Raw genomic sequence first — 13,822 nt, forward strand, 5'->3', positions numbered from 1 at the left:
TTAATCAAAAAATTTAGGTCCAAGTTTCTTTATAATAAACGGGTTGAATTTTGCTCGCATAAGGTAGATTATTATTGAGACTAAAATATAAATTAGTCCAACCAAGAAAAACCCTAGCGAATAGCTATCTAATGCATTACTCAACTCTATGGCTCCTGCCACTGAGAAAAACACCAAACCAGCAAATAAAAGGATACCAATCGCTAACACTTTAGCTAACAAACTTATGGAAACCGTTAATTGCTGAAAAACCTTTAACTTAAAATATTGGTGAGACGCTTTTACATAGCGCTCACCAATATGAGAAGCTTTTTCCGTAGTGTTATTTATATCGCTAAATACACTCATTTATTAGGCTTTTTTCTGTAAGTTCTTATTCTTAGCTTTTAAATCTTTTAAACGCGACTCTAACGTTGTAATCACATCCTCTGCTTTATAACTAGCGTTAGACATAATTGCTTCAACTTGATGATCCAAGTTTTCCTTTTGGCTAGATATCGTATTTCCGAGAGAATCTCTTAATTCAGTGGCTCTATCGGCCATATAATCTCTTCGTGTGGCAGCTTCATCTGCAATTCTCTGTCTCGTTACACTACCTTTATCTGGTGCAAACAATATTCCTAAAACTGCTCCTACTGCGGTTCCTGCTAATATTCCTAAAACTGTATTTCCGTTATCACTCATGTTTCTATTTTTATATTAATTTTTAAATTCAGCACTTTGCTGTGTTACAAAGATATAAGCAACACTATCCACAATTTAACTCTTTAGATAGCAATATTAGCTGTTATGCTATTTATTATTAGCGTTAAATATTTTAGTAATCGCATTAAGTTAAAATCTCGATTAAAATTAAATTTGAAGAACACATTTATATATGAAAACAAATACAGCAACAATAAAAACATACAATCCTTTTAATGGAAACCATCTTGAAACTTACACGGTAAATTCAAAATCAGACTTACAAGAAAAACTAGCCTTTGCAGACACCACTTTTAAGACTTGGAAACAAGTTGAAATTACCAAACGTTTTGAACTATTGCAGAATTTAGCTAATGAAATTTTTAAAAATAAATCGGAATTAAGTCAACTCATTACTAAGGAAATGGGAAAACCAATTCTTGAAAGTGAAGCCGAAATTGAGAAGTGTAATTTTCTTATTGACTTTTATATTAAGAACGCAGTTCAATTTCTACAAGATGACATTATAAAGACCGATGCACACGAAAGTTTTATAAGCTATGATCCCTTAGGTTGCATACTTGCTATTATGCCGTGGAATTATCCATTTTGGCAAGTTTTTCGATTCGCCATTCCAACCTTAACCGCTGGAAATGTTGCATTGTTAAAACATGCATCTAATGTTACAGGGTGCGCGCTAGCCATTGAAAAATTATTTAAAGATGCCGGATTTCCTGAAGGGTGTTTTCAAACACTCATTACAGACCATGATGCTATTGAAAACCTCATGGAAGACGAAGTTGTTAAAGCGGTTTCCTTAACCGGAAGCGAAAAAGCCGGACGAAAAATTGCGGAACTTGCTGGCAAGAATCTTAAGTCTTCACTTTTAGAATTGGGCGGAAATAATGCGTGTATTATCTTAAAAGATGCCGATTTAGACGCACATATAGATACTATAGTTTCTGCACGTATGCAGAATTCTGGTCAAAGTTGCATTGCCGCAAAACGATTTATTGTTGTTGAGGAAATTTATGACGATTTCATTCAAAAATTTATATCTAAAACGGAACATTTAAAATACGGAAATCCAACCGACAAAGACACTACGATCTCATGCTTAGCTCGCGAGGATTTAGCAGAAACATTAGAGAAACAAGTTGAAAAATCAATTAAACTCGGTGCAAAGGTGGTTATAGGAAATAAACGAGACGGTGCTTACTATCACCCTACGGTTATAACCGATGTTACACCTGAAATGCCTATATTTAAGGAAGAAACCTTTGGGCCAGTAGCCGCAGTTATTAAAGTTAAATCCGAAGATGAAGCTTATAAAACCGCTTCAAATTCCACTTTTGGATTAGGAACCATGGTTTTTACAAAAGATTATAAAAGGGCCTCAAAGCAAATTTCGAAAATAGAAGATGGAGCTTTTTTTATTAATAGCATGGTAAAATCGGATCCAAGACTGCCATTTGGAGGCACGAAAAATTCAGGTTTTGGCCGTGAATTATCTAAAGAAGGTATGCTAGCCTTTGTGAATAAAAAAACAGTTTATATTAACCAATAAATTAAAGAAATTATGAAGTTTGTAAAAGAAGATGAAGAAGAAAGAAGAGATTATATCTTTCAAAAAGATGAGAAAACGAAGTTTGGAGCGCGATTTATAATTATTGTTCTAGTAATATTAGTTGCTGCTGTAATTGCTTCAGGCATCCACTTTGAGTGGTTCTAATAAATAAGATAAGCAAATTCGTTAAGTTTTATAATTTAACTGTTTGCTTTTTTTGTTGCCAAAATACTAATAATTAAAATTTGTGTGGCATGAAATAACATTAATGGCAGCAGCATAATACCCAAAGTAGCCATATTCCCGAATAATATTTTTGAAAATACAGTCCCATGGACTAACGATTTTTTAGTGCCGCAAAATTGTGCTGTAATTTGATCTTCCTTATTAAGATGTAATTTCCTAGCTATTAAGCCTGTTAGTGAATAAACAATTACAAATAACACAATTACTCCAATAAGTAGTAAGAATAGATCTACAATTGAAACAACACTAAACATGTTATTGTAAAATGAAGCTGCAAAACTCTTATAGATGATTAAAAGAATAATAGACTTATCAAATAACGTTAATTTACTACTGTGTTTACGAGCGAAATCTCCAAGAAAACGCTGTAAAAAAAGACCCAGAACTACAGGCAAAATAATCTGAACCATAAGTTTGAGATAAATAGCAGTAAAATCAAAATCAGTTTGGGTATGATCTATAAATAACCCCATCCAAAGCGGAGTAATAAGAATACCTATAATCCCTGAAATACTCGCATTAAAAATCGCTGCAGGAATATTTCCTTTCGCTATAGACACCATTACTACAGACGACGATACTGTTGATGGTAATGCAGCCAAGAAAAAGAACGCTAACCAAATTGTGTCTTGGGCTTCATTTTCAATAAATGGACGCAACAATAAAACCAACAACGGAAACAATAAAAATGTAGATCCCTGAACTAAAAAATGTAATTTCCAATTTTTAAGTCCAGCTTTGAGTTGTGTTGGGTTTAGTTTAAGACCATAAAAGAAGAATATCAACGAAATTCCTATTGCACTGATAGTGTTTAGAGGAATTCTACTACTTTCTATTCCCCATTCAGGAAAAAAATAAGCAAATAGTATCACGACAATAATAGATAGGACGAATTTATCAATCTTAAGGCTCATGCGTAGACTCTGATGGCTTTATATTATGCGCTAAAATAACATCAAATAATTACATTTAAGACTAGCTAGCGGTCTTAATTAGTATCAAAACTAAATCGTTTGATACTAATCAAATAACACATTTAAAAAATTAGGAAGTTTTTAAAAAAAATTAGAACTTCGTGTTGTGAAAACAGCAACTCTTTTTTTAGCATTATTTATGCTTTTGAAACCGACGATTCCATTTGTGGAATACGCTGCTTTTTATGATTATATTAAAAATGAACTTTGTGTTAATCAAGACAAGCCCGAATTAGCTTGTAATGGTAAATGCCATTTAAAGCAAGAATTAGCCAAAGCTTCAGACTCCGAAAAAAGTAATGATAAAAGCCATGCGGCTTCTAAAGAACAGCAAGTAGTTTTTTATCAAGATATATTTGACAACAATTTAGTTATTGTTGCAAACAAACAAAATTCACAAGTAGAACCAATGTATAATAAAATTTATAAATTCGATTTTATGAATTTTATTTTTCATCCTCCACTGGTTTAATTTTAAATAGAAACTCTTTTACTTATAGAACCCTTGTTTAGCTAAATGTTATACAAAATGGTGACGCAATTCCTTATGCACTTTTAATTAGAAGTAATTAAGCCGTATAAGTTTGTGTTACTCTAAAACTGACATAATCAATTCTGTATACTCGAGTTTTCTATTTATTTCCTGTAGCTGTAATTATGACAACAATTGTCGTCCTACACGCTTAATTTGATGTGATGCTATTAATTTTCAAACGGCATTAGTCAATGCTATCTGAGCCTGCTACAGTTTCAATATTTTTTTAAATAAAACACCCATAAGTGATGAAAAAATTCATGCTTTTTGTGGCTACACTATGTGCTGTAGTGACATCCTGTACCCTAAATAAAACCGATTACGAATCTGAAATAAGCACTATAGTTACTGAGCATTTTAATTTTGAAGAAGTGGTTTCTATAACTGAAGATAATTATCATATTAGTATCGAAGCCTTAAACGGAACCTTTTACAAAGGCTATAACGACATTCGTTTAAACATTACTAATACTCAAACTAACGAAAGTTTAAGTGCTTCTGAGATCACGTTTTTGCCCATTGTAACGACCTATAATGGCAGCAGCAATTCTTGTCCGCATCAGTATAATTTAGAATATAATACTGAAGACGATTATTACGCTGGCTATTCAGTATTTACTAGTAAAACCAATGATTCAGAAGACTGGAAATTTTATATTTCATTTACAGATAACGGACAAACCTATTCAGTAATCCAAGATATAATTATTGAAGCGCAAATTAACATGAACTTAAACATGACTGAATTTACAGGAAGTGATGGTGAACACTATATTATCGCTTTAGTAGCACCTCAGAAACCTAAAATTGCAGAAAACGAATTGGTTGCAGGTATTTATAAATACAACCAACCTTCAAATGAAGCAGGCACTTTTCTCGATCCATCACAATTTTCATATTCTGAAGTTTCAAATTACACCCTGTTATTAGATCCAAGAATGCCAGAACCTTCCATGGGAAATCATTCGTCTCCAAACAATGAAGATCTAACACAACAAGACGATGGTTTATATTATGGAGTGGTTAATTATACAATGACCGGAAACTGGACCTTAAATTTCAGACTACAGAATTCGTACGGTGAGATCATCAAAGGCACAGAAGTTTCAACGGAGTTCACGCCAGGTGTTGAAGGAACAAAAAGCGAACTGCATATCGATATACTATTTTAAGAATGAAGACATTAATCACGATAATCTTATTACTGTTTGTTGGGCTTTTTTCTACTGCACAAGACACTAAAAAAAAGAAGGACAGCATTATAGCATTAGATGAAGTCCAATTAATCACCATACTCAAAAAGAAAATTGAAACAGAGATGAAAATGGCTGTTTCCGTTGATGAATTTTTAGCCTCTTCCGATAACATCAGTTTTATAAAACGTGGAGCTTATGCTTGGGAGCCATTATTGAACAACATGAGTTCTGAACGTTCTACCATTACCATTGATGGTATGCATGTTTTTGGAGCCTGTACGGACAAGATGGACCCTATTACGTCTTATGTAGAAAGTAATAATTTATCTAAAATTGATATAAAATCTGGACAAGAAGGTAGTATGCATGGTGCAACGGTTGCCGGAAGTATAGATTTAAAACGAAAAAGCACTCCATTCAATCGCTATAATCAATGGAATGGGTCTTACCAAACCGGATTTGAATTCAACAATAAGCAATTTTTCAACTTAGCGAATGCCTCCTACTCTAGTGAAAAATTTGTAGCTGATGGAAGTTTAGCCTACCGAAAATCCGAAAACTATAGTGATGGCAATAACGACGACGTTGAGCATTCTCAATTCACTAAGTTCAATGCATCATTAGGGTTAGCGTATAAAACAAGTGAATTATCCTCAGTAAAAGTGGAAGCTATTTATGACCAAGCTAATGATGTGGGCTATCCTGCGTTGCCAATGGATTTATGGTTATCTAGAGCATTAATTACCTCAGCAACTTATAAGCAATTGTTTGAAGATGGATTATTTAGAGCCTTAGACACAAAAATCTATTTTAATGCTATTGAACATTACATGGACGATACCACACGTCCCGAAAACCTTGTGCATATGGATATGCCAGGTTGGAGCACCACTTACGGCTTATTATCTAAAGCCAATTTAAAAAGCAATAAATTCAGTTCCGAAATTCAGCTGAATGCTTATAATAATTTATCTACAGCAGAAATGCGCATGTATCCACAAGATCGCAGTGAACGAACGATGTTTGCTTATAGCTGGCCAGGTGTGACGACGACTTTTGCCGGACTATCCCTAAGCAACTCTTGGGAAATATCAGATAAGAGTCAATTAAATTTTGGAGGTTCTCTAGGCATGAATTACAACCACTCTAAATATGTAGAATTCAACTGGATTTTCCATCCAGGAACACCTCAAGAAAAAACACGAATCTTACCGAGTTTACACGCAGGTTATCAATTAAATATTGAGAATTTCAATTTTTCTGTTGGTGGTGGTTATGGCCACAGAGCTCCATCTGTTTCTGAAGGTTATGGCTATTACATTTACAATAGTTTTGATCGCTACGATTATATTGGAAATCCAGATTTAGATAATGAAATTTCCTATGAAGCTAATGCTAGTGCAGGGTTTTCAAATGATAAGTTGAGCTTTCAAGCTAATGTGAATTATTTCTATATTGAAAATTATATCATTGGTCGTATTTTAAGTTTAGGTAGCCCAATGAATTATCAATCTATTGGTGTTAAAGGCTACACATCTTTAGATCATTCAACGTTATTCAATTTCTCATTAAATACGAGCTACACCATTTTAGACAATTTACACTGGAAAGGCATTCTGACATATGCTCGTGGAAAAGATGAAAACGAACATAATTTACCTTTCATTAGACCTTTAAGTTATCAATCATCGCTGCATTATAAATATAAAAAATTCAATTTTCAAACCTCTGTAAATGGAGATTTAGAACAAATTAATTACAGTCCAGAATACGGAGAAGATCAAACACCGTCATATACCATATGGAATTTATCTGCAGATTATACCTTCAGAATTGCAGCTTACAAAACCGTTGTTCAAGTTGGAGCAGAAAACCTATTAAATGAATATTACAGCACGTATGCCGATTGGGGAAATATCCCAAGAATGGGACGTAATATTTTTACCTCTTTAAAATTCAATTTTTAATTGATGTACAAAATTTTTAGTTACATAATGACCTTGATTTTTCTGTTTGTTGTTTCGCAACAAGCCGTTGTTATTATGCACTTTAAACTGAACCAACAAGCTATCATAAAAGAATTTTGCGTCAACATTAACAAACCCGAATTACAATGTAATGGTAAGTGTCATTTAAGTAAAGAATTACAAAAAACTGAGCAAAGCGATTCTGAAAAAATAATGACTACCAAAAATTTCGATTTGGCTTTCGATTCAAATCCCGAATTTGAAATAGAAACCCCAAACGTCATTGATAACAAGATAAAAATGAGATATGTAGAGTTTCACCACAAGGAACCCTATCTAGAAATTTTGGTACCTCCACCAATGCTAAGCGTTGATTTCAAACATATTTAATATTAAAAAAAACATACCAATTAACATAAATTTCAAAAATGAAAAATCTTAAAAAATATATTTTATCAGCAGCAGTATTAGTTGCTTTCGCATCTTGTAGTAGTGAAGATGATAATGCTGTTGCAAATAATGTCACATTAGAATTCAATAATACTTTCGGAAACACACCTATCGTTCTTGGTGATGCTACATCGAGTTCAGCAACTGTGAATACATCAGAAGCAGGACAAGTTCACCATTTTTCGGAAGTTAAATATGTTGTAAGTAACATCCGTTTAATCAAAGCAGATGGCACTGAAATCCCATACAATACAAATGATTTAGATAATGGCGCCACTGTTATTAATCAAGCCAACCCTGAAACATTGAGTTATGTATTAAATGATATTCCTGTTGGAGATTATACTGAAATAAAATTTGGTTTAGGAGTAAGATCTGATTTAAATACCTTAGATCAAGTTAGCTTCCCTGAATTTTATGCAAAAGCAGGTTCAAATGAAACTGAAATGCATTGGGAATGGGGAACGGGCTACCGTTTTACTAAAATTGAAGGGTTCTATGACACAGACAACAAAGAATTATCTTTCCACTCTGGAAGCACATTAACTGATGATGCAGATGGTAATTTTGTTCAAGGTGCTGATGCTTATAGAAATATAACGTTATCACTTCCTACAACTGCAACTGTTGGAAATAATGCTCCAACAATAGCAATCAAAGCAGATTTTGATTACTTATTAAGTGGAGACAGTCATACAGTGACCATAGTTTCAACAGCAGACATTACTAACAATGCCACACCAAGTGCTCATACATCTACTGAAATGATGAAGTACGTTGATAATATTGGTGGTGAAGCAAACACAACAAGCTCTGGTATGTTCTCTATCATTAGCGTAGAAAACTAACCTTTATTTTAGAGTCGCCTGGAGTACACTTTTTAGGCGACTCTATTTTAATTTTAGGTCTACAAACAACTTCAAAATGAAAAATATAGCATCTATTTTAGCCGTAATTGTATTAGTAACGTCTTGTAGCAATGACGATAATTATGAGTCTACTCCTTTTGATAATCCTGAGATAGACTTTAATATTCCAGCAAATTTTCCATTATTAAACAGTTCATTTTACTCCAATAAACCAACAACCTTTGGTGTTGAATTGGGTGAAAAATTATTTACAGAAAAAAGATTCAGCATCAATAATACGGTTTCATGCTCTAGTTGTCATGTGCAAACAAGTGCTTTTGCAGACCATAATACATTAGCTGTAGGAGTTGAAGGAAGAATTGGATTCAGAAATACTCCTCCAATTCAGAATTTAGCATTTATGAATTTTTATAATTGGGATGGCAGTAAACTTCAATTAGAAAATCAGTCTTTAGTTCCAATTATTACACATGAAGAGATGGATTCTTCCATTTTAGAAGTCATTGGTAAAATTGAAAATGATCCCGATTATGAAGATTTATTTGAAAAAGCTTTTGGTGATGAAGACGTTACAGCAGACAGAATATATAACAGTATTGCACAATACGAATACACCTTAATTTCAGCTAATAGTAAATACGATAGAATACAAAGAAATGAAGGCGAAACGTATTCAGCACATGAAGCTGAAGGTGCTTTAATCTTCGAAAACAAATGTGCGAGTTGTCACAGCACAGCATTATTTACAGATCAAAGTTTTAGAAACATAGGATTCCCCATAAACCCAAACACTGAAGAAGCTGGACGCGCGCGAGTGACTGGCGATATTGATGATTACTTGAGTTTTCGGGTACCAACATTAAGAAATATTGAACACACAGCACCTTACGGCAGTTTCGGGCAATTTCCGACATTAAGAGCTGTACTCGATTATTTAGATAATGGTGTTGTAGATTCTGATAACCTAGATCCTATTTTAAAAAATAATAACAATAGAATTCCACTTACCGAGGAAGAAAAATCTAATCTTATCGCGTTTATGACAACATTAAGCGATGTTGAGTTTTTAGGTATTAATGATTAAATACTATAAAGAACTAATTGTACAGTAAACATTCACAATAAGATTTATTTATTTTAAACAAAACCGAATCAACTAAAGTCAATAACAACAAAAAACCTTGCAATTTTAAAAATTACAAGGTTTCTTTGATTTAAGTCGGGGTGGCAGGATTCGAACCTGCGGCCTCCACGTCCCAAACGTGGCGCGATAACCGGGCTACGCTACACCCCGAAAAATATTTATTTATTTCGGACTGCAAATATAAAGGTTTTCTTTAGAAGTCAACAATATTTACTTAATTTTAAAACAAATATTTTTAAGACATTTTATATATGGGACTAAAAAGCATGATTATAGGTTTAATTCTATGCAGTACACTAGCATGTGCTCAAGATAAAAATCCAATAAATACTCAAAATAGCCACGAGGTTATAGTAGCAGATCTTAATATTCCTTGGGGTTTCACTTTTCTTCCAGACGAATCCATGCTCATTACCGAAAAATCAGGTGAACTAATTCATTTTAAGAATGGTACTAAAACCAGCATTACAGGCTTACCAGAAATTTATGTTCGTGGCCAAGGAGGACTCATGGATATTATTTTGCACCCCAATTACAACACCAATGGGTGGATTTATTTTTCTTATGCGTCTTCAGATGGGGACGAATCAGGAGGAAATACAGCTATCGCACGTGCTAAACTAAATAATAATAGTTTAACTGATCTTGAAATTTTATATAAAGCTACACCGAACACAACCAAAGGGCAACATTTTGGATCACGATTGGTTTTCGACACTAATAACTATTTATACTTCACAATTGGTGATCGCGGCAATAGAGATGAGAACCCACAAGATATCACTAGAGACGGTGGAAAAGTTTATAGAATTAACGACGATGGTTCAATCCCAGAAAACAATCCTTTTGTTAATGATGGTAACTCCAGAACAGCTATATACTCATACGGACATAGAAACCCACAAGGCATGACACTGCACCCTGAAACAAACGAAATATGGACTCACGAACACGGTCCACGTGGCGGAGACGAGATTAACATCATCGAACAGGGAAAAAATTATGGTTGGCCTATAATTAGTTACGGCATAAATTATAGTGGTACATCGTTTACAGATATTACTGAAAAGGAAGGCATGACACAACCGTTTCACTATTGGGATCCATCAATCGCGCCAAGTGGAATGGCATTTATTAATAGTGATAATATGACGACTGGAATGGAAATTTACTCATTGGATCCTTAAAATTTCAGTATTTAGACATGTGCACGCTCAATGAAAATGAAGTCATAAAAGAAGAACGCCTCCTCGATGGTTTAGGTCGTGTTAGATCTGTAGAACAAGGACCTGATGGCTTTATTTACGTCGGCATTGAAAATTTAGGTATCGTAAAATTGATAAAGAAATGAAGAAGACAATCATCATAGGAATTGCTGTTGCAACTCTACTCTCATGTAATTCCAATTCAAAAAAATCTAATCTCAAAGATTACAATCATAAAATCACTAATCAAGATCAATCAAAACTTCAAGAAAGTATAGAGCGCGGCCAATTAATTTATAACGATATGTGTACAACATGCCACATGCCAAACGGCAGAGGTGTGCCGCAAGCCTTTCCTCCGTTGGCTGATTCAGATTATTTAAGAAATAACCAAACAGAGAGCATGAAAGCGGTAAAATTTGGAATGTCTGGAGAAATCGTGGTTAATGGAATTACTTATAATAGTACCATGGCACCTTTAGGACTCTCTGATAAGGAAGTCGCCGATGTAATGAATTACATAAATAATAGTTGGGGAAACACAATAGACAATTATGTTACCGCCGAGAAAGTTTCCGAGTTATAACCCATATTATATACATAAATAATTAAATTTGTAGCTCTCAAATAAATCATAAATAGACATGCTTATTATAGGAATTGCAGGTGGTACAGGCTGCGGAAAAACTACTGTAGTCAACACAATTTTAAAAGAATTGCCAGAAGGAGAAGTTGGAGTGATTTCTCAAGACTCTTATTACAAAGACACTTCTCATTTAAGTTTTGAAGAACGTGTTAAAATTAATTTCGACCATCCTAGATCAATTGATTTTGAACTTTTAGAGCAACACCTTAAAGAATTAAGAGCAGGCAACAGCATCAATCAACCGGTTTATTCGTTTGTAAAACACAATCGAACTGGCGATATTATTGTAACTAAACCTAGAAAAGTAATGATTGTTGAAGGGATTTTAATCCTATCTCATCCTGAAATTCGCGAGTTATTCGATATTAAGATATTTGTACATGCTGATTCAGACGAGCGATTAATTCGTCGTTTAAAACGAGATATTACAGAACGCGGAAGAGATATTAACGAAGTTTTACAACGCTACCAAAGCACATTAAAACCGATGCATCAACAGTTTATTGAACCTATGAAGGAGTATGCAGATATCATCATTCCTAATAACAAATACAATACAGTTGCCGTAGATATTGTTAAAACTATAATCAACGAAAAACTATAATGGGATTTTTTAATTCTAAATATCTTAAACCATTTAAAAATGTTTACACCTTAGTTTTGGTGGTCTTTGTGATATGGATGTTATTTTTTGATGCGCATTCTTGGCTTTTTCATCACGAATTAAACACAGACATCCAGGAATTAGAATACCAAAAAGAGCATTATAAAAATGAAATGGCTAAAGACGATAAGGCCATAAATGCTCTAAGCACGGAGGAAGGTATTGAGCGAACCGCACGTGAAAATTATTATATGAAAAAGCCCAACGAAGACATCTATATCATAGAATACGAAGACAGTATTGCGAAACAAAAAGAAAATGAATAAATCATTGTTTACAGATTTTAAACCCGTTTCTTCTAAAGCTTGGAAACAAAAAATTCAGATGGACCTTAAAGGTGCAGATTATAACGATACCTTAATTTGGAAAACGGATGAGGGTATTGATGTTAAACCATTCTACCATGCCGATGAATTTGAAACATTACCAAAAGTTTCAAAAAGCAGAGCTACCGAATGGAAAATCTCTCAATCCATTACGGTTACCAACGCCAAAGCCGCTAACCTCAAAGCCATTGATGCTATTAGTCGTGGAGCAGAACATATACTGTTCATTATTGAATCTGAAGAGGTAAACGTTGAAGATTTGTTTCAAAATATTGATGTCATTAAAATAAGTGTTGATGTTAAATGTGATTTTCTTTCTGAAAAATATGTCAAAAATATCCTAGATGTTACGCAGCGCGCAGTTGATGAATCTTCAGTAAATGTCCACACCGACATCATTGGCAACCTCGCAAAAACCGGGAATTGGTTTCACAACCTCAACGACGATCACAAGAAACTTGAAACCATTTCAAATTCAACCAAGCAACTAAGCATCGATCTTAGCTTATACCAAAATGCAGGTGCAACCAATGTACAACAATTAGCTTACGGTTTAGCGCAGGCCAATGAATACTTACATTATTTTGAAAATAGCAAAACGGCTTCACTAAAGGACGTTACAGTAACTTTCAATATAGCAACAGGCTCAAATTATTTCTTTGAAATTGCAAAAATCAGAGCCTTGCGCCAATTGTGGGAGACATTAGCTTCGGAATATGGTGTTCATACAGATTGTAGAATTATAGCCACACCGAGCAAACGCAATAAAACCATTTACGATTATAACGTTAATATGTTACGAACCACAACCGAATGCATGAGTGCAATTCTCGGTGGTGCAGACGTCGTTTATAATTTGCCCTATGACGTGTTATTTCATAAACCCAATGAATTTGGAGAACGCATCTCTAGAAATCAGCTCTTAGTTTTAAAGAATGAAAGCTATTTTGACAAGGTTAATAATCCTGCAGACGGAGCTTATTATATAGAAAATTTAACGGAACAATTGGCCCAAAAAGCATTAGATGTTTTTAAAGATATTGAAACGAATGGAGGTTTTTTAAATCAATTAAAAGAAGGCACGATACAGCGAAAAATTAAAGAAAGTGCCACTAAAGAGCAAGCCGATTTTAACACTGAAAAATTAGTATTGTTAGGAACTAATAAGCATCCTAATTTAGCAGACAAAATGAAAAATGACTTAGAAATAAGCCCATTTTTACAGATTAAAAAGCGCAAAACATTAATTGAACCAATTATTGAGAAAAGACTATCTGAAAAACTGGAAATCAAAAGATTAAATGAAGAGTAAAACCCACTATAGAAAATACCTATAGCAGCCTTTACAC

Annotated in this window: 15 protein-coding genes, 1 tRNA gene and 1 pseudogene; 13 read left to right on the forward strand and 4 right to left on the reverse strand. The window is 33.8% G+C overall.

What is annotated here, in order from left to right:
• Positions 1 to 348 carry a hypothetical protein gene (locus QMA06_RS06445; protein WP_290206047.1) on the reverse strand — a complete coding sequence of 116 codons (348 nt, stop codon included), beginning with the start codon at positions 346 to 348 and terminating at the stop codon, positions 1 to 3.
• Positions 349 to 351: 3 nt separating this feature from the next.
• Entirely contained in the window at positions 352 to 684 is a 333-nt protein-coding gene (locus QMA06_RS06450; RefSeq protein WP_290206048.1) for a YtxH domain-containing protein, read from the reverse strand.
• Positions 685 to 877: 193 nt separating this feature from the next.
• On the opposite strand from QMA06_RS06450, the gene QMA06_RS06455 reads away from it, so the two are divergent.
• Both QMA06_RS06455 and QMA06_RS06460 read left to right on the forward strand, forming a co-directional pair.
• Positions 878 to 2,251, forward strand: coding sequence for an NAD-dependent succinate-semialdehyde dehydrogenase (locus QMA06_RS06455; RefSeq protein ID WP_290206049.1), 1,374 nt, complete (start codon positions 878 to 880; stop codon positions 2,249 to 2,251).
• A gap of 12 nt (positions 2,252 to 2,263) precedes the next feature.
• On the forward strand, positions 2,264 to 2,416 hold the full coding sequence (locus QMA06_RS06460; protein WP_290206050.1) for a hypothetical protein: 153 nt from the start codon (positions 2,264 to 2,266) through the stop codon (positions 2,414 to 2,416).
• Between the two features lie 35 nt (positions 2,417 to 2,451).
• Here QMA06_RS06460 and QMA06_RS06465 read toward each other — a convergent pair whose 3' ends face one another.
• A complete protein-coding gene (locus QMA06_RS06465) occupies positions 2,452 to 3,411 on the reverse strand; it encodes a bile acid:sodium symporter family protein (RefSeq protein WP_290206051.1) in 960 nt (319 codons plus the stop codon).
• Between the two features lie 166 nt (positions 3,412 to 3,577).
• Between QMA06_RS06465 and QMA06_RS06470 the strand changes: the two genes are divergently transcribed.
• From QMA06_RS06470 to QMA06_RS06495, 6 genes are all read left to right on the forward strand, one after another.
• Positions 3,578 to 3,943 (forward strand): hypothetical protein, encoded by a 366-nt coding sequence (locus QMA06_RS06470; protein ID WP_290206052.1) that lies wholly within the window; start codon positions 3,578 to 3,580, stop codon positions 3,941 to 3,943.
• Positions 3,944 to 4,254: 311 nt separating this feature from the next.
• Positions 4,255 to 5,178 carry a hypothetical protein gene (locus QMA06_RS06475; protein WP_290206053.1) on the forward strand — a complete coding sequence of 308 codons (924 nt, stop codon included), beginning with the start codon at positions 4,255 to 4,257 and terminating at the stop codon, positions 5,176 to 5,178.
• A gap of 2 nt (positions 5,179 to 5,180) precedes the next feature.
• The gene (locus tag QMA06_RS06480; RefSeq protein ID WP_290206054.1) at positions 5,181 to 7,169 is read left to right on the forward strand and encodes a TonB-dependent receptor plug domain-containing protein; all 1,989 of its coding nucleotides are present in this window, start codon (positions 5,181 to 5,183) and stop codon (positions 7,167 to 7,169) included.
• A 27-nt stretch (positions 7,170 to 7,196) separates the two neighbouring features.
• The gene (locus tag QMA06_RS06485) at positions 7,197 to 7,559 is read left to right on the forward strand and encodes a hypothetical protein (protein WP_290206055.1); all 363 of its coding nucleotides are present in this window, start codon (positions 7,197 to 7,199) and stop codon (positions 7,557 to 7,559) included.
• Between the two features lie 38 nt (positions 7,560 to 7,597).
• Positions 7,598 to 8,467 (forward strand): MbnP family protein, encoded by an 870-nt coding sequence (locus QMA06_RS06490; RefSeq protein WP_290206056.1) that lies wholly within the window; start codon positions 7,598 to 7,600, stop codon positions 8,465 to 8,467.
• A gap of 76 nt (positions 8,468 to 8,543) precedes the next feature.
• Positions 8,544 to 9,572, forward strand: a complete 1,029-nt coding sequence (locus QMA06_RS06495; protein ID WP_290206057.1) for a cytochrome-c peroxidase — start codon at positions 8,544 to 8,546, stop codon at positions 9,570 to 9,572.
• Between the two features lie 135 nt (positions 9,573 to 9,707).
• On the opposite strand, the gene QMA06_RS06500 is transcribed toward QMA06_RS06495, so the two are convergent.
• A tRNA-Pro gene (locus QMA06_RS06500) sits at positions 9,708 to 9,782 on the reverse strand.
• Positions 9,783 to 9,883: 101 nt separating this feature from the next.
• Between QMA06_RS06500 and QMA06_RS06505 the strand changes: the two are divergent.
• From QMA06_RS06505 to QMA06_RS06525, 5 genes and pseudogenes are all read left to right on the forward strand, one after another.
• Positions 9,884 to 10,983: pseudogene (locus QMA06_RS06505) on the forward strand (PQQ-dependent sugar dehydrogenase).
• Complete coding sequence (locus QMA06_RS06510) at positions 10,980 to 11,423, forward strand: c-type cytochrome (protein WP_290206058.1); 444 nt, start codon at positions 10,980 to 10,982, stop codon at positions 11,421 to 11,423. Before QMA06_RS06505 ends, QMA06_RS06510 begins: the two are co-directional and overlap by 4 nt.
• A 58-nt stretch (positions 11,424 to 11,481) precedes the next feature.
• Positions 11,482 to 12,087: a uridine kinase gene (udk, locus tag QMA06_RS06515; RefSeq protein ID WP_290206059.1), complete on the forward strand. Its 606-nt coding sequence runs from the start codon at positions 11,482 to 11,484 to the stop codon at positions 12,085 to 12,087.
• Entirely contained in the window at positions 12,087 to 12,413 is a 327-nt protein-coding gene (locus QMA06_RS06520) for an FtsB family cell division protein (protein ID WP_290206060.1), read from the forward strand. Before udk ends, QMA06_RS06520 begins: the two co-directional genes overlap by 1 nt.
• Positions 12,406 to 13,785, forward strand: a complete 1,380-nt coding sequence (locus tag QMA06_RS06525; RefSeq protein WP_290206061.1) for a methylmalonyl-CoA mutase subunit beta — start codon at positions 12,406 to 12,408, stop codon at positions 13,783 to 13,785. The genes QMA06_RS06520 and QMA06_RS06525 overlap by 8 nt, the downstream gene beginning before the upstream one ends.
• The last annotated feature ends 37 nt before the right edge of the window (positions 13,786 to 13,822 follow it).

Origin of the sequence: Winogradskyella bathintestinalis, assembly GCF_030407435.1 — a bacterium.
GTDB lineage: Bacteria > Bacteroidota > Bacteroidia > Flavobacteriales > Flavobacteriaceae > Winogradskyella > Winogradskyella bathintestinalis.

Excerpts from the sequence above, each read along its gene's own strand:
- QMA06_RS06485 (WP_290206055.1), top strand. The coding sequence starts at position 7,197 with ATGACCTTGATTTTTCTGTTTGTTGTTTCGCAACAAGCCGTTGTTATT.
- QMA06_RS06495 (WP_290206057.1), top strand. The coding sequence starts at position 8,544 with ATGAAAAATATAGCATCTATTTTAGCCGTAATTGTATTAGTAACGTCT.
- QMA06_RS06445 (WP_290206047.1), bottom strand. The coding sequence starts at position 348 with ATGAGTGTATTTAGCGATATAAATAACACTACGGAAAAAGCTTCTCAT.
- QMA06_RS06475 (WP_290206053.1), top strand. The coding sequence starts at position 4,255 with ATGAAAAAATTCATGCTTTTTGTGGCTACACTATGTGCTGTAGTGACA.
- QMA06_RS06460 (WP_290206050.1), top strand. The coding sequence starts at position 2,264 with ATGAAGTTTGTAAAAGAAGATGAAGAAGAAAGAAGAGATTATATCTTT.
- QMA06_RS06455 (WP_290206049.1), top strand. The coding sequence starts at position 878 with ATGAAAACAAATACAGCAACAATAAAAACATACAATCCTTTTAATGGA.
- QMA06_RS06520 (WP_290206060.1), top strand. The coding sequence starts at position 12,087 with ATGGGATTTTTTAATTCTAAATATCTTAAACCATTTAAAAATGTTTAC.
- QMA06_RS06525 (WP_290206061.1), top strand. The coding sequence starts at position 12,406 with ATGAATAAATCATTGTTTACAGATTTTAAACCCGTTTCTTCTAAAGCT.
- QMA06_RS06490 (WP_290206056.1), top strand. The coding sequence starts at position 7,598 with ATGAAAAATCTTAAAAAATATATTTTATCAGCAGCAGTATTAGTTGCT.
- QMA06_RS06480 (WP_290206054.1), top strand. The coding sequence starts at position 5,181 with ATGAAGACATTAATCACGATAATCTTATTACTGTTTGTTGGGCTTTTT.
- QMA06_RS06510 (WP_290206058.1), top strand. The coding sequence starts at position 10,980 with ATGAAGAAGACAATCATCATAGGAATTGCTGTTGCAACTCTACTCTCA.
- udk (WP_290206059.1), top strand. The coding sequence starts at position 11,482 with ATGCTTATTATAGGAATTGCAGGTGGTACAGGCTGCGGAAAAACTACT.
- QMA06_RS06465 (WP_290206051.1), bottom strand. The coding sequence starts at position 3,411 with ATGAGCCTTAAGATTGATAAATTCGTCCTATCTATTATTGTCGTGATA.
- QMA06_RS06450 (WP_290206048.1), bottom strand. The coding sequence starts at position 684 with ATGAGTGATAACGGAAATACAGTTTTAGGAATATTAGCAGGAACCGCA.